Raw genomic sequence first — 15,605 nt, 5'->3', positions numbered from 1 at the left:
GATCGCCGGATTTGCATGGACATTTCCACAATGGTGACGTCATTTCGATCTCCGGCCGTTATCGTCGGGAATGTGCTCGACCACCCGGATACGCGACACCGGCGAGTTGCCCACCATTCCCGAAACTCGAACGGCGTCGCGCAATGCCACCTATCCGGCGTTAGCGGCGCTCACCGATGTCGGGTCGGCGATGGGCGCGCGCTGATAGGTGGCGCCCGGCCCACCGGACGGACCAACTCCGTCCGGTGGGCACGGCCGAGCGTTACGACCGTTCGCGACCTTCCGCGCGGTCGATGCATCGCACACAGCGGTGAGTCCCCCGGCCCGCTGCGGTTCGCCGATATCGCCCGAGCGGACCGGCGGACGAACCGGCACCGCCGCGCACCGAGGAGATGCCATGCAGTCTGGCACGACGAATCCTGTTGTCCAGCTTGATCTTCCCGAGGGCCATCGGTGGCCGTTGGGGGAGCACTGCCTGGTGCGGCCCGAGCACATCCGCCGCTTCGCGCAGTTGATCGGCGACGACCATCCAGCGCATACCGATCCGGCCGCGGCCGCGGCACTGGGATTCGCGGAACTGGCCGCACCGCCCACCTTCGCTTCGATGTTGATGCTGCGGGCCGAGCGCCGGATCCTGCCGACGATTCTGGACGATGTGGGATCGGTGCGGCTACTGCACACCGAGCAGACCTTGCGGATCGGCCGGTTGCTGGTCGCCGGGGACGTGATCGCCACGGACGTGTACATCGAATCGGCGGACCAGTTCAGTGATTACGAGAAGTTCTGTGTCACAACTGTTCTCACCGACAACTCGGGAGTCGTGGTGCAAATCGGCACCAGCACCCTGCTGTCCTGCAAGACTCGCCTGCGGCACCGGATCGCCACCGCCCCGGCGCTGGAGACCGCGCGGGCTCGGCTGCATCGGGCGGCACACACACCGCACGACCGACGCGGACGCCTCGACCTCGATCGGCTCGCGCCCGGAGACGAGTTGCCCCGCAGCATCATTCGGCCACGGAACAGCGATGTCGCCGGATTTCGCTGACTCGTGCAGGACGGGCTGCCATACCGGATTTCCAGCGCCGGAGCGGCCCCGGGTCTGCTCAGATTCGGCTGGATGGCGCGATACCTCGGCTCGCGGTTCGGACATCCCGCGGCGGTCACATTCTATCGAGCGGAATTCAGTCATTATCGTGTGCGCGGCCCGGCGAAAGTCGCCGATATCGAATTCCGCGGGCGAATCACCGAGATCGATGTTTCGGCCAGAATGGCGGAGGTCGCGGTGGATGCCGTATCCGCCGGTCGCAGACTGTTCGTGTGCGCCAGTGCTTCGGTGCCGGTGACGGTGATGCCGTCGGCCCGATCGGATCGCCCCGTCAGATAATCTGTGAAGCTCCGGAATTCGGCATGACCAGCAGGCGCTTGAGTATCTTTCCGGTCTCACCGCGCGGCAATGCCGGAATGAACGACACGTCGCGCGGCACCGCGAAACGGCCCAGCCGGTTGCGGATGTAATCGCGCACCATCTGCGCATCCAATCCGCTCCCCTCGGTCTTGACCACGAATGCCGCCATCCGCTGACCGAAATCGGCGTCCGGCACGCCGACCACCGCCGCCTCACGCACCTGCGGCAGATACTCCAGCGCCTCCTCGACCGGGCGCGGGAAGAATTTCTCCCCACCCGAGATGACCATCTCATCGCCCCGCCCGGCCACGAACAACCGGTGCGAGACGTCCAGATAGCCCAGATCGCCGGTGTCCAGGAGACCGCCGACCTCGTCCGGCGGCGCGGCGTTGACGTATCCGTCGAACAGCATCGGATTGCCCACGAAGATCCGGCCGACCACCCCGACCGGCACCGGCAACATGTTCGGCCCCAGCACGGCCACGGTCGTCCCGGCCGGCGGGCGGCCGACGGTCTCGGGCGATTCGCGCAGATCCCGCGGGGTGGCGATGGTCGCCCAGGAGACCTCGGTGGATCCGTAGACGTTGTAGAGGACCTCGCCGAACACATCCATGAAATGCAGTGCCATCCCACCGGGCAGCGGCGCGCCGCCGCAGGCGACGATCTCCAGCGCGGAGGTGTCGTACCGGGCCCGCACATGCGGTGGAAGTTCCAGAATCCGTTGCAGCAGAGTCGGAACCAGGACGAGCGTGCGCACCCGATGCTCGGCCACCGCGCGCAGGCATGCCTCGGCGTCGAAACGCCGCTGCAGCACGACCGTGGCCCGCAACGCCGTACTCAGTTGCAGGATGCCCAGCCCCCAGGTGTGGAACAGCGGCGAGGCGATCAGCATCGTCTCCTGCATCCGCAGCGGAATCCGGGACAGCACGGCCGCCACGGGATCCAGCCCGGCCGGGTGCGGCCGGCGGGCGCCCTTCGGCGTCCCGCTCGTCCCGGAGGTCAGCACAATGAGCCGGCCCGGGCGGGCGGGACGCCGGCAGCCGCCGGGCGAGTGTGCCGCCAGTTCCTCGAGTGTGGTGCGTTCCGGGGTGGGCGGATCGCCGTCGATGGTGAACCGCTGGATTCCCGGATGCAGATATCGCACAAGGTGTTCGAGCTCGGCGTCCAGCAGCAGCACCGAGATCCGATCGCGCTGGGCGATCTCCTCGACCTGGCGTCCGGACAGACCGGCATTCAGCAGGATCAGATCCACGCCCGCCTTACCCGCCGCGACCATGGCCTCCACGGTCGCGATGTGGTTGCGGCTCAGCAGTCCTACGGTGTGGTGGTGATCGACGCCCAGCGCGAGCAGTGCGCGAGCCTGCGCACTGGTGCGCCGATGCACCTCGGCGAAGGTGCGATGGGTGCGATCGTCGATCAGGCAGTCCTGCCCCGGGGTGCAGCCCGCCGCCGTGGCATAGCCCCCGGCCAGGCTCAGCCCCCATTTGGCCAGACCGGCCAGCTGCCGCAGGCCGTGATCGAGCCGATGAGCGCGCACCACGCCCGAGGCCAGCATCTGCCGGGCCACGACCACCTGCCGACGCACCGGAGCGCCGGTTCCGTCCTTCACCACGGCGGTCCGCGCGCCCGCGCAGCACTCGGCTACCCGGCGCAGTCCCGCCAGAATCCATTCCGACACAGCCGAATTCGGCAGATCCGGCACCGCGGGATGCACGCGCCCCGGAGCGAAGACGGTCACCATCACATGGGTGTGGTCCGGCCGCGCACCCAGGCGCACAGAAGCCAGACTGCCCAGTGCGGGACAGTACAGCTCGAAATCCCAGTAGGGCCGGCCGAGGATCAACCGCACGTCCAGCCGGCGCACGCCGGTGTCCAGCGTGCCGACGCGGAATTCCAGCTCCCGCCACTCATTCGCGCTGACGACCGGTCGGCAGTACCCGATCCCCCGGAACATCCGCGCATAGGTGGCCGGATCGGTGAGCGCCGCCCAGACGCGATCGAGCGGCACCGGCATATCCATGGTCGTTTCGACGATTTCGGTAACCATCCGCGCGCACTCCCATCGGCCCGGCGCCACTGCCCGGCGATGACCCGAACATAACGCCGTCACCTGCGAATCTCCGCTGCTCACAGGCTAACTGGAGAGCTCACCAGTGCCGCGTGGCACAGTGTCGTGCACCGTCACTACATCGATCGGATCGCCCGTTTGCACACACACCCTCGCCCATTCGATCCATGGCAGTCCTTACCGCCACGGGGAATCGGGGCTGACCGGGCGTCGGTCGAATCCGCGCGCCTGATCACCGCCACGCTGGTCGCGCGGTCTCCGATTCAGCTCGGTCGCTGCACCTCACCGGAGAGACCTTGCCCATACATCGACGTAGCCAACAACTTTCGGTGAGAACGCCGATATTGCCGCGCGGTGCGGCGGTGTCACCACATCACCCGCTTCGAAACGGTCCTCAGGCGGTGCGACCGATATGGTGCGCCGAATCGCCGATGATCGCGGAGTCCGCGCCGATGAGGGTGCGCAGGAATCTCTCCTGACTCCGCCGCCCGCGAATCGCCGCGCGCTCCACGCCGCCCGGCACGATGCGCGCGGTGACCGAGCGGATCAGATTGATCGGTATCCGCAGCAGCGGATACCACGGCAGAACATATCCGGGCAGGCCCAGCTTGCGCATGGCCGAAGGGCCCAGGAACAGGCTCGACACCGACAGGTGCTGTAGCCGGGCGATGCGCCCGCGCAGGCCCGGCAAATTGGGATAGTGCCAGCTCAGCGGGTCGTCGGCCATCGGAACCGCCAACTGCGGCGAGGTCTCGTCCGGATTGGTGATGGCGGTGAGGCAGTGGTAGAGAACCCGGACCGAATCGCGAAAACTGTTGGGCAGCAGATGATCATCCACGCCGATCAACCAGCCGACGTATCGGGTCAGATGCGCGGCCGCCTCGAGATCGCGCGGCGGGGCCAGTAACCCCATGGCCATGGCGCCGACGAACGGCGCGATCAGCGCGCCGACGAGCGTTGCGGCCATATCGGTCTGATTGATCGGCAGTCCCCACTCCTGGTCGCGCCAGTCCGGCATGGCCGCGACGTGCCGCCGCACCAGTGCGTGGATGAACCGCACGTGGACCGTGGAGCGATACCCGGGGCCCAGCGGTCCCATCCCGCCCTCGCGGGTCACATCCAGTGCCCACTGCAGGGTTTCGGCGAATCGCTTGGCGGGGCCCTTCTCCAGCGCGCCGGTGCGCAGCAGCGTCTTGTTGAATCCCGAGGCCAGATATCCGCCGAGGAACGATACGTCCCGGGCGATGTACAGCCCGTCGGCGCCGCCGAGGCGGAAGACCAGCTCGCCGCGGGCCACCTTCTCCCGATCCAGCCACGGCGGCGGCGTCTCGATATGAACGAAGAACGCGCGCAACGGTTCCGGCGCATTCGGTATCGCGTCGACACCCTCGCGCAGCGCGCGCTCGAACAGCGGCCGGGTGCGGTCCATCCCCTCCTGGTACATCCAGTCGACGAGTTCGTCCATCCGCTGATCGCCGACGGTCAGACCCTCGCCGAGTTCGTTCCAGCGTGCGGGCGAGGGCTTGGTCAGGCCCAACATCACGGCGAAGGGCCGGAGGCCCGGGACGGGGCGAGGGCCGACCGGGTGTCGGAGTGGAACGGTCAGGTTCATCTGGTGCTCTCCTTCGAGCTCGTGGCTATCTCGCAGCCAGGCGAGCAGACATTTCCGCGATCGAGTCGGTGTCGTATCGGGCGGCGCGGCCGGCCCGCTGGGCACGCTGGAGGAGCGTATGAACCAACGATACTAATACTGTTGCATTGTGTCAAAAGTATTTAGACGTTGAATCAACTATTGATGCTTTGTTGCATCGGCGTTAATCTGTTCCGCATCCGACACAGGGCCAACCAGAGGACGGGGGCCGTCAGTGCTACGCAACACATCCCATGCCGAAGCCGTCGGAGAGGTGCGCGGTGGGCGAACTACGTGTGGCAGAGGCTATCTCGGGACAATTCGGATCAAGACGGTGTTCCGCAATCCATGGTCGCGGTGCTGACCCACCTGCAACGGCTGCGTGCCGCGGCCGGTGACCGGGTCGGAGCCGTGGCGACGATGAGCGCGGCGTTGATGAGCGGGGAGAGCGTCGGTGCGGTCGCCCGCGCCGCCGGGATTCCCGTCGCCGAGGCCTACACCGTGATCGCCCTGGGCTTCGCCGGTGAATCGCTGCGCCGAATCCCGGCGCCGTCCGATCCGGATGTCGGCGCGGCGCGGTTGGCGCGTATCCAGGAGGCGGTGTACTCGGTCTGCGGTGAGCAGGCGCTACCGCTGTTGGGCGTGCACGGCGGCACAGTGCTGGTGCCGGTGGGCGACCACGGCGATCTGCCGTCCGAGCTGGCGCCGCACCTGTCGCACGCCGCCCACGTTCCGGTCGTCGCGGTCGCGGTGCCATCGGAGGCGCCGGGAATTCCGCGGGCGACCGTCGTCGCGCACGAACTGCTGGAGATCATCCACCGGCTGCACTATCCGCCGCGATTGTATGGGTTCCGCGAGTTGTCGCTGGAGTATCAGCTCACCCGGCCGGGGCCCGCGACGGAATATCTGCGGACCGTGATCGAGCGGGTCGCGGCGCATCCGGATCTGCTCGAGACGCTGCGCTTGCACATCGACAACGGGTTCCAGCGCCAGACCACCGCACGGCTGCTGAAGATCCATTGCAACACAGTCGATTACCGGTTACGCCGGATCCGGGAGTTGACCGGTCTGGATCCGAACTGGCCCAGCGGGCTGTGGTACCTGCAGTCCGCGCTCATCGTCCACGCCTACCACTGCGCGGACCTGCCGTCGCAACCCCGCGCACGCACAGCCAACCAGGAGCGAATGTGAGGACAACCGGCAGGCCCCGGCCATCGATCGCCATCGTGGGCAGCGGTTTCAGCGGCCTCGGCCTCGCGATCCGGCTCGAGCGCGCGGGCTGTACCGATTTCACCATCTACGAGAAGGCCGGCGGGGTGGGCGGGGTCTGGCGTGACAACAGCTATCCGGGCGCGGCTTGCGATGCGCCTTCACATCTGTATTCCTATTCGTTCCAGCCGAATCCGGCCTGGTCGCGCCGTTTCGCCGAACAACCCGAGATCCTGGAGTATCTGGAGAACTGCGCCGAGGACAACGCGCTGCTGCCGCACATCCGCTTCCGCACCGAGATCGTCGCGGCCCGCTTCGATCCGGACGCGGTGCACTGGGTACTCACCGCCGCGGACGGCGAAGAGATCATCGCGGATCTGCTCGTCGCGGCCTGTGGGGCAGTTGAGCCGGCCGTCCTATCCGGTCATCGCCGGGCTGGACGAGTTCACCGGACGGGTATTCCATTCGGCGCGTTGGGATCACGACCATGACCTCGCCGGACGCGACGTCGCGGTGGTCGGAAACGGCGCCAGCGCACTGCAGTTCGTACCGCACATCGCAGAGCAAGCGCGGACGGTGACGATCTTCCAGCGTCAGCCGTACTGGATCAGTCCCAAGCCGGATCGGAAGTATCCGCCGTTTCGGAAACTGCTCAATCGGTGGTTTCCATTGCTACAGAGGGCATCCCGGCTCGGCATATTCCTCTGGTTCGAGGCGGTCCTGAATCCGATGCTGATCTCCCCGCGCGGGCGGCGCGTCCTGTCCGCGCCGATCCGGGCCTGGTGCCGCTGGAATCTGCGCCGGGTGTCCGATCCGGCGCTGCGGACCGCGCTGACGCCCGGCTACGAAGTCGGCTGCAACCGCATCCTGACCTCCAACGATTACTACGACACGCTCAATCGGCCGAACACCCACGTCGTCACCAGTCCCATCGACCACATCGGCCCGCGGGCGGTGGTCGACGCCGACGGGTGGGAGCATCACGCCGACACCATCATTCTCGCAACAGGTTTCCGCTCCCACGATTTCGTCGCGCCGATGCGGATCACGGGGCTGCACGGCCGGGATCTGGACGCTGTGTGGCAGCAGCGGCCACGGGCGTTCCTGGGGCTGTCCGTGCCCGGATTCCCGAACTTCTTCCTGATGTACGGTCCCAATACCAACGTGGGTTCGGGTTCGATCGTGCACATGCTGGAGAGTCAGATGAACCACATCGTGCATGCGGCGGAACACCTTTCGCGCATCCGGTATCTCGAGGTACGTGCGGAATCGCTGGACCGTTTCGACGAGCGGGCGCAGGAGCGTCTGGCTACCACGGTGTGGAATACCGGCGGCTGCCACAGCTGGTACGTGGCCGATACCGCGACCGGTCCGGTCAATACCAACAACTGGCCCGGATCGATGCGCGGTTACCGGCAGCGGACCAGGCGACTGGATCCGAACGACTACCGCACGACGCCGGCCGCCGTCACCGAACCGGCCGAATGACCGTGTACGGCGGGCGATGAGGCCGGTAGGCTCGGGGCGTGTCCGGCTCGAGAGGAATAGACATGAATACTCGCACCGTCGCACGGCAGTGCAGTCTCTGTGAGGCGCACTGCGGGATTCTGGTCACCGTGGAGGGGGATCGCGTCGCCCGGATCGAGGGCAATCCGGACGACGTGCTCTCCCGCGGTTACATCTGTCCCAAAGCCACCGCCATGGGCGGGCTGCACCATGATCCGGACCGCCTGCGCACGCCGGTGCGGCGGGTCGGCGATCGGTTCGAGCCGATCGGCTGGGACGAGGCATTCGCGGAGATCGGCCGGCGGCTGCGCTCGATCCGCCGCGAGCACGGCGCGAGCGCGATCGGAATGTATCTGGGAAACCCTGCGGCACACAGCACTTCGGGGCTGTACGGGATTCTGCTTCGAGTCGCGCTGATGACGCGGAACTTCTATTCCGCGTCGTCGATCGATCAGTTCCCGCAGGAGTTCGCGGCCTGGCAGATGTTCGGCTCCAATGTGCTCATGCCGGTCGCCGATATCGACCGCACCGACCGGCTGGTCATCCTGGGCGCGAATCCGGCGGTGTCCAACGGATCGGTCACCACCATGCCCAACGCCCGCCAGCGCATCAAGGATGTGCGGCAGCGGGGCGGCAAGGTCGTGGTGATCGATCCGCGGCGCACCGAGACCGCGCGTCTGGCCGATGAGCACGTGGCGGTGGTTCCGGGCGGCGATGTGTACCTGCTGCTGGCGATGTTGCACGTGCTGATCGAGGAGAATCTGTGCGACACCGGCGCGGTGCGCGCTCGGTGTACCGGCTGGGACGAGCTGAGTGCCCTTGCGGCACAGTGTGATCCGGAATCGGCAGCGCCGCGTGCGGGCGTCGACGCGGACACCATTCGTCGCTTGGCCCGCGAGCACGCCGCCGCGCCGTCGGCGCTGATCTACGCGCGAATCGGGGTGTGCCAGCAGGTCACCGGCACGCTCACGCACTGGCTGGTGAACACCATCAACGCGGTGACCGGGAATCTGGACCGCCCCGGCGGGCAGATGTTCGCGACCCCGCCTGCCGATGCGGCGCCGTATGCGAAATACCTGCGGGTGAAACACGGTGCGTGGACCGATCGTTCGGGCCGGTACAAGTCGTTCCGCACGGAACTGCCGGTGGCGGCGCTGGCCGAGGAGATCCTCACCGAGGGCGATGGGCAGATCCGGGCGATGATCACCTACGCCGGGAACCCGGTGCTGTCCACACCGCAGCGCGGAATGCTCGGCGCGGCACTGGATTCGCTGGATTTCTATGTGGCCGTGGATATGTACGTCACCGAGACCACCAGGCACGCGGACATCATCCTGCCGCCGGTCTCACCGCTCGAGCGCGCGGATGTGAACCTGCTGTTCCCGGTGTTCAGCGTGCGCAACAACCTGCGCTACGACGCCGCTGTGTTCGAACCCCCGGCCGAGGGGCTGGAGGACTGGCAGATCATGGCGCGGATGATCACCGAGGTGCTGCCGCTGCCCGCGCGCCGGTTCACCGCGCCCGCCCTGGACCGAATATTCGCCCGGCTCGATCCGATTCGCTTGGCCGGGGCCGCGATCGCCGCGGGCCCGTACGGCGTGCTGCGGCGGGGGCGCAAGGGGCTCACCGTCGCCAAGTTGCGCGCCATGCCCGGCGGTGCGGATCTCGGGCCGCTGCGTCCGCGTCTGGCGTCCATCATCGCCACGCGGGACCGGCGAGTGCATCTCGCGCCGCCGGATTTCCTGGCCGCGACGCGTGCCCTGCTCGAACGTGATCGCGAGGCCGGAGCGGACGGCTATGATCTGCGCCTGATCGGCCGACGTCACCTGCGCAGCAACAACTCCTGGCTGCACAACGTCCCGGCGATGGTGAAGGGCCGCGACCGCTGCACCGCGCTGATGCATCCCACGGACGCGGTCGAACGGGGGCTGACCGACGGCGAACAGGTGTCCGTCACCTCGCGGACGGGCTCGATCGTGGTGACACTCGAGGTCAGCGATGAGATCCGCCGGGGGACCGTTGCCATTCCGCACGGTTGGGGTCACCGCGAACCCGGCGTAGGTTGGCAGTTGGCGGCCTCGCTACCCGGCGCGAATGTGAATCTGCTGCACGATCCGGCGCTGGTCGATCCGATCTCCGGCACCGCGGCGGTGAACAACACCTGGGTCAGCATCGCGAGCGCGCCCGCGCAGGAGGACGCGCGCAGCGCGGGTGCGGAGATGCCGACGCCGATCGCCTGAACGCCGGGCCTATTTCAGCAGCGCGGCAACAGCTTTCGCCGCGCTCTGGGCCGCGCTCTCCATCGTCGCGGACCAGTCGGTGCGGGTCCAGTCTCCGGCGATCATCAGGTTCGGGACCGACGTGCGCTGGTCGGGGCGCAGTCCGTCGGTCCCGACGGTCTGGGAGAAGGTCGCCCTCGGCATCTTGACCACTTGCGCATGCACTACGCGCGCCGTGGCGGCGGCCGGATAGTGTTTGCGAAGCAGTGCCATCTGCTCGGTGATGATCTCCTCGTTGCTCTTGTGGATCTGCTCGTAGGCCGCGCTGGTGGTCAGGCAGTACAGCCAGGTGTCCTCGGGTACGCGTCGATGCATTCGCTGCCGGTCGAAGACCTCGTCGATGACGCCCGTCCCGCCGATGATCGCCTCCATCGCGGCCTCGGTACCCAGCGGCCGGTCCAGATAGAGGTTGGTGCTGACGATCGGCGTATAACCCAATTTGTCTGCCGCGGCGTACAACTCGTCACTTTCGGGCAGCGGGTCGAGCAGGCCGCGGATGCGCGAGTTGGGCACCGCGACGACGACGCCGTCGGCCGGAACCACGGTGCCGCCCGCCAGTCGCACACCGGTCGCCTTGCCGTTCTCGATGACGACCCGGTCGACCACCGCCCGGTACCGGACCTCGACCCCGTACCGCTCGAACACCCGCAGGGCCCCGGTGATGAACAGTGTGTCCAGATCGACCACCGGATAGCCGATCCCCACCGCGCGACGCTGCCGAATCCCTTGGCGGATACCGGTCGCCAGCACATCGGCGAACACCTTCGCCGATTCGCGGTCCACCCGCTCGGCCGCGATCCCGAGGGCGAGCCAATCCCACAGTGCCTCCCGGGCCTTGGCCGGCATGCCGATTCGCTCGAACCATCGGGCGGTGGTGATGTCGGCCAGGTCCGCGGGCTGGAACAGGGCTTGGCGGCCCAGCCGCAGGGTCGCCCGCAAGGCGCGCAGGCGCTCGAGCGGGCTCGCATCGGGGTGTGCGCCCAGCAGCGTGGGCAGCGCGCGAATTCCCTTGGTATGCATGAGAACCGATCGGCCACCCGGCCAGCGCAGCGCGCCGGTGTGCGGGAACTCCACCAGTTCGTCGGTGCCCACGCTGCGCAGATAGCGGAACAGGTGCTCGTATCCGGAGGCGATGACGTGCTGGCCGTTGTCGGGCAGATCGCCGACCTCCGGAACCTGCAACGCCTGGGTGCGCCCGCCCAGCCGGGCGCGCCGCTCGAGCAACGTGACCCGATGTCCGGCCTCGGCGAGCCACACCGCGGAGGCCAGCCCGGCCAGCCCGCCACCGACGACGACGTATCGGTGGGTGTTGTCCATCTGCGACCTCCAGGTGCGAAAGACGTGAACGGCCAGACGATCACCGCGACGCCTGCTCCGCTTACGAGTCGAAGATAGGGTCGACTTCTCATTGCTGCAAGAGCGTATGTCGGGGATGACCGATCGCGGCGGCGGGAATGGTGATGCCGCACAGATCGCGTGGCGGAACTGCCGCGCGGACTCGTCACGTCCGAGGACACGCTGATGGCGGGAATCGCGATCACGGCCGGTAGCCTGGGCGACCATGGCACGGGATGAACGTGGTGTGACCGCACAGAGTGAGGACTTCGCCGCCTGGTACAACGAGGTGGTCTTCAAGGCAGGTCTCGTGGATCGAGGCCCGGCCAAGGGCACCATGATCATCCGACCGTATGGGTACCGGCTGTGGGAGCAACTACAGGGCGAGCTGGACCGGCGGATCAAGGACACCGGTCACGAGAATGCCTATTTCCCCCTGCTGATTCCGCAGAGTTACCTCAGTCGCGAGGCCGAACACGTCGAGGGGTTCTCCCCGGAGTTGGCGATCGTCACGCACGCCGGCGGTAAGGAACTCGAGGAACCGCTGGTGGTGCGGCCGACCTCGGAGACGATCATCGGCGAGATGATGGCCAAGTGGATCAGCTCGCACCGGGATCTGCCGCTGTTGCTGAATCAGTGGTCGAATGTGGTCCGCTGGGAGATGCGGCCGCGAATGTTCTTGCGTACCACCGAATTCCTGTGGCAGGAGGGCCACACCGCACATCTGGATCGCGCCGACGCGCTGCGCGAGACCATGCTCGCGCTGGACATCTACCACGAGGTCGCCCGCGATCTGGCCGCGATGCCGGTGGTGCCGGGGGAGAAGACGCCGGGGGAGCGATTCGCCGGCGCGGTCGCGACCTACACGATCGAGGGGATGATGCGCGACGGCCGCGCCCTGCAGGCGGGGACCTCGCACTACATGGGCACGAACTTCGCCACGGCCTTCGGGATCCGCTACACCGGCGAGCAGGGGCGGGAAGAGTTCTGCCACACCACATCCTGGGGGATGAGCACCCGGATGGTCGGTGGCATCGTGATGACCCACGGTGACGACAAGGGGCTGGTGTTCCCGCCCCGTCTCGCGCCGTACCAGGTGGTGATCGTGCCGATCGTTCGGGGCGAGGACACCGAGGTGGGCGAGGCGGCGGAACGACTGGCGGGTGCGTTGCGCGAGGCGGGTGTGCGCGTCCACGTCGACGCTCGCCCGCAGCTGACCCCGGGGTTCAAGTACAACGAGTGGGAGATGCGCGGTGTGCCGATCCGCCTCGAGCTCGGCCCGCGCGATCTGGCGAACGGCACCGCGATGATGGTGAAACGCCTGGGCGGAGAAGGCAAACAGGCGGTCCCGCTGGAGTCCCTGCCGCGGGAGTTGCCCGCGATCCTGGCGGAATTCCAGTCCTATCTGCTGGCCCGCGCCACCGCATTCCGCGACGAAAATACCCGCCTCGTCGACACCTGGGCGGATTTCGTCGACGCGGTGTCGACCGGCTGGGCCGTCGCGCTGCATTGCGGCAGCCGTGAATGCGAGGAGCGGATCAAATCCGTCACCGCCGCCACCCCGCGCTGCATCCCCGTCGACGGCGAACCCGCCACCGGGAACTGTGTTCGGTGCGACGCGCCATCGGCATACGGGAAACGGGTCATCTTCGGCCGGGCTTATTGACCGGTGCCCGGCTCCGCGTGCCGGGGCCGGGCACGCGGAGCCGGTCTTCGCGGTCCGCACCGCGAAGACCGGCTCGCGGCCGCGTGGGATCGATTGTGACCGGGACGCACTGGGCGGTGCTCCCGCGGTCTTGTTCGATTCAGCCTGCGCGGCAGCGGCGTTCATTGATCGCCGGGTACTTCCACGCCGATCGCGGCGGCCGCGGAAGCCGCGATGAGATCGCGCAGCCAGCGGTGGGCCGGGTCGGTGTCGACCCGTGCGTGCCAGGACATCACGGCGCGGATCGGCGGCAGCGGGAAGGGAAGCGGGTGGACCGTCAGGCCCGCAGGCACGGCGCGGCGGGCGAACGAGGCGGGAGCGACCGTGGCGAGACCGCCGGAGGCGACCGCGCGTAGCGCGACATCGATCGTCGGCACCGAAAGTACTACGCGCCTGGACAATCGATGGGTTTCGAGGATGTCGTCGATCGGGTCGCGCAATCGTCCGCGCCGGGACACCACGACATGGTCGATCGCCGCGAATTCCGCGAGGGTTGCGGGTGTGCCGGGGCCGGTGCGGACCAGGGCGAGGCGGTCGGTCGCGACGACCCGGGCGCGCAGATCGGGCTCGTCGGGTTCGTCGGCGGTGAGGCGTACGTCGATTCGCCCCGCCCGCAACTCATCCGAGTTGGCGCCGGATTCACCGAGGATCCGCAGCCGGACGCCGGGCGCGTCGCGGCGGATACGGTCGAGCAGGTCCGCGACCATCGCATTGGCCAGGACGTCGTTGCACTGGACGGTGAAGCTGCGCTGCACGGTCGCGGGATCGAAATCCGTTGGCGGAGTCAGGATCGCATGTGCCTGCTCGACCAAGGCGCGCAACTCGTCGCGGATCTGCTCGGCATAGGGCGTCGGCAGCATGGACCGGCCCGAGCGGACCAGGATCGGATCGCCGGTGACGCGGCGCAGCCGGGCGAGTGTGCGGCTCATCGCCGGTTGGGACAGATGCATTCGATCCGCCGCCGCGCCGACGCTGCGCTCGGCCAGTAGGACGTCCAGGGCGGTCAGCAGATTCAGATCCACATGCATGCGACGCATGGTAAGGATAATAAGTATGCATTTGCAATCATATCTCGTCGATCATTGAATTGATCTCGGTACCAACGGATATCGGCGACGGGAACAGATCATGCGAGTAGTCGTGGCGGGCGGCGGACTGGTCGGACTGACAGCGGCGGCCGCGCTCGGGCAGGTGGGGCACGAGGTGACCGTCCTCGAACAGGCGCCGGAGATCCGGGCAGCAGGCGCGGGAATCGGGCTGTGGGACAACGCGCTTCGTGAATTCGATCGGATCGGCATCGGTGCGGCCGGGAGCGGGCCCTGGCCCGGGCGCACAACCTCGCCGCGGGCGGCTGGCACGACGATTTGTTGGGGATGATCGAGGCCACTCCCGAGGAGGCGATCCTGGAGAACCCGATCCTGCTCGTCCCGGAGCTGTCCTGCTGGACCGGTCCGCACGTGGTGCTGATCGGCGATGCGGCGCACGGACTTTCGCCGCACATCTCCGCCGGGGGCGCCCTGGGTGTCGAGGACGTCGGTGTGCTGTGCGCCTGCCTGTGCGCCGACGCGGATCTCGCGAACGCCCTGAGCGAGTACGAGCGCCGTCGCCGGGAAAGGTTCGACCGGGTGCGCGCATTCTCGACGGAAGTCGAATTCGCCGCCGACGCTGAAGAATTCGCGCAGCGGTACGCGGCGTTCAGTCATTGGATGCTGACCACCGCCCTCGGTCGCGAAAACTGAGCGCCGAATCGAGACCGTTCGGTTTGCGTATGGTCACCGAATTACCGCTCGGCGCAACCGGTTCGGGAAGCGGACCGTTGCTGACCGGCGTCGGCCCGGGGTTGCCGACCCTCGTGCCACACGGTATCCGAATTAGCCGCCGGAGTGCTCGCCGCGGCCGGGAATCGCCTGTGCGGGTGCGCGGTACGGTGGCCTGGTGGATGTTCTCGATGACGCGGCGATCGAAACTCGCCTGCGTGCGACGTCTTCCGATTGCTGGGGCACCCTGTGGTCGGCGACGGACAAATTGCTGGCCGCACAGGGCCCTCATTCGGAATGGATCTTCAATTCCGGGCAGCAGCCGTACATCCGCTACAGCGACGAGGTGAACGTTTTATTAACCGCGCTGGACGGCGCGGGTATGGTCGTCGAATTCCGTTGGCGGCAATGGGATGGCCTGAGCCGGTACGAGGCCGGGCGGGGTCTGGCGGACGCGCCGGTCGCGGAATCGGTTCGCGTCCTGAGCATGATGATCAACTCGGAGCGATTCATCACCGGAACCATCGCCCATCTGCTCGATGACGGCACCCTGGCCGTGGCCCTGGAACGCCTGCGGGCCTGGCGCGGTGAGCAGCCCGTATCGGCTCCCGTGCGGGACGCCCGCGCCGAGGGGCGACGCCGGAGCCGGTGGCGACTGCTGCGCCGGGCGTGACAACCATCGGTTGTTCCCATGGGTGCGGAACCCGCGCC

Annotated in this window: 13 protein-coding genes; 9 read left to right on the top strand and 4 right to left on the bottom strand. The window is 67.6% G+C overall.

From position 1 onward, the window contains the following. Positions 1 to 397: 397 nt before the first annotated feature. Positions 398 to 1,045 (top strand): FAS1-like dehydratase domain-containing protein, encoded by a 648-nt coding sequence (locus NV1_RS13445; protein WP_157116875.1) that lies wholly within the window; start codon positions 398 to 400, stop codon positions 1,043 to 1,045. 331 nt (positions 1,046 to 1,376) lie between these two features. Here the strand turns inward: NV1_RS13445 and NV1_RS13435 are convergent, their stop codons facing one another. Both NV1_RS13435 and NV1_RS13430 read right to left on the bottom strand, forming a co-directional pair. After that, on the bottom strand, positions 1,377 to 3,452 hold the full coding sequence (locus NV1_RS13435; protein ID WP_067890279.1) for an AMP-binding protein: 2,076 nt from the start codon (positions 3,450 to 3,452) through the stop codon (positions 1,377 to 1,379). Positions 3,453 to 3,867: 415 nt separating this feature from the next. Continuing rightward, complete coding sequence (locus NV1_RS13430) at positions 3,868 to 5,085, bottom strand: oxygenase MpaB family protein (protein WP_067890277.1); 1,218 nt, start codon at positions 5,083 to 5,085, stop codon at positions 3,868 to 3,870. Positions 5,086 to 5,451: 366 nt separating this feature from the next. Between NV1_RS13430 and NV1_RS13425 the strand changes: the two genes are divergently transcribed. From NV1_RS13425 to NV1_RS13415, 4 genes are all read left to right on the top strand, one after another. Continuing rightward, positions 5,452 to 6,294, top strand: a complete 843-nt coding sequence (locus NV1_RS13425; RefSeq protein WP_067890274.1) for a PucR family transcriptional regulator — start codon at positions 5,452 to 5,454, stop codon at positions 6,292 to 6,294. After that, the gene (locus NV1_RS46345; RefSeq protein ID WP_281181824.1) at positions 6,291 to 6,803 is read left to right on the top strand and encodes a flavin-containing monooxygenase; all 513 of its coding nucleotides are present in this window, start codon (positions 6,291 to 6,293) and stop codon (positions 6,801 to 6,803) included. Before NV1_RS13425 ends, NV1_RS46345 begins: the two co-directional genes overlap by 4 nt. After that, positions 6,715 to 7,800, top strand: coding sequence for a flavin-containing monooxygenase (locus NV1_RS13420; protein WP_281181823.1), 1,086 nt, complete (start codon positions 6,715 to 6,717; stop codon positions 7,798 to 7,800). The genes NV1_RS46345 and NV1_RS13420 overlap by 89 nt, the downstream gene beginning before the upstream one ends. Before the next feature lie 62 nt (positions 7,801 to 7,862). Then, positions 7,863 to 10,058 carry a molybdopterin oxidoreductase family protein gene (locus NV1_RS13415; RefSeq protein ID WP_067890271.1) on the top strand — a complete coding sequence of 732 codons (2,196 nt, stop codon included), beginning with the start codon at positions 7,863 to 7,865 and terminating at the stop codon, positions 10,056 to 10,058. A 9-nt stretch (positions 10,059 to 10,067) separates the two neighbouring features. Here the strand turns inward: NV1_RS13415 and hpnE are convergent, their stop codons facing one another. Next, the gene (hpnE, locus tag NV1_RS13410; protein WP_067890269.1) at positions 10,068 to 11,414 is read right to left on the bottom strand and encodes a hydroxysqualene dehydroxylase HpnE; all 1,347 of its coding nucleotides are present in this window, start codon (positions 11,412 to 11,414) and stop codon (positions 10,068 to 10,070) included. 244 nt (positions 11,415 to 11,658) lie between these two features. Here hpnE and proS point away from each other — a divergent pair, with 244 nt between their 5' ends. After that, a complete protein-coding gene (gene proS / locus NV1_RS13405; protein ID WP_067890265.1) occupies positions 11,659 to 13,098 on the top strand; it encodes a proline--tRNA ligase in 1,440 nt (479 codons plus the stop codon). Positions 13,099 to 13,259: 161 nt separating this feature from the next. Here the strand turns inward: proS and NV1_RS13400 are convergent, their stop codons facing one another. Next, positions 13,260 to 14,174 (bottom strand): LysR family transcriptional regulator, encoded by a 915-nt coding sequence (locus tag NV1_RS13400; RefSeq protein ID WP_245713701.1) that lies wholly within the window; start codon positions 14,172 to 14,174, stop codon positions 13,260 to 13,262. Between the two features lie 91 nt (positions 14,175 to 14,265). Here NV1_RS13400 and NV1_RS45115 point away from each other — a divergent pair, with 91 nt between their 5' ends. The 3 genes from NV1_RS45115 (at position 14,266) to NV1_RS13385 (ending at position 15,567) form a co-directional block, all read left to right on the top strand. Then, positions 14,266 to 14,514 carry an NAD-binding protein gene (locus NV1_RS45115; RefSeq protein WP_245713700.1) on the top strand — a complete coding sequence of 83 codons (249 nt, stop codon included), beginning with the start codon at positions 14,266 to 14,268 and terminating at the stop codon, positions 14,512 to 14,514. Next, positions 14,511 to 14,876 carry an FAD-dependent monooxygenase gene (locus NV1_RS45110; protein ID WP_067890258.1) on the top strand — a complete coding sequence of 122 codons (366 nt, stop codon included), beginning with the start codon at positions 14,511 to 14,513 and terminating at the stop codon, positions 14,874 to 14,876. The genes NV1_RS45115 and NV1_RS45110 overlap by 4 nt, the downstream gene beginning before the upstream one ends. 196 nt (positions 14,877 to 15,072) lie before the next feature. Continuing rightward, positions 15,073 to 15,567, top strand: coding sequence for a DUF6508 domain-containing protein (locus NV1_RS13385; protein ID WP_067890255.1), 495 nt, complete (start codon positions 15,073 to 15,075; stop codon positions 15,565 to 15,567). Positions 15,568 to 15,605: the final 38 nt, after the last annotated feature.

The sequence above is a fragment of the Nocardia vaccinii NBRC 15922 genome (assembly GCF_001613305.1).
Classification (GTDB): domain Bacteria; phylum Actinomycetota; class Actinomycetes; order Mycobacteriales; family Mycobacteriaceae; genus Nocardia; species Nocardia vaccinii.
Note: the sequence above shows the minus strand (reverse complement) of the source record. Positions and strands in the feature narration are given on the sequence as shown.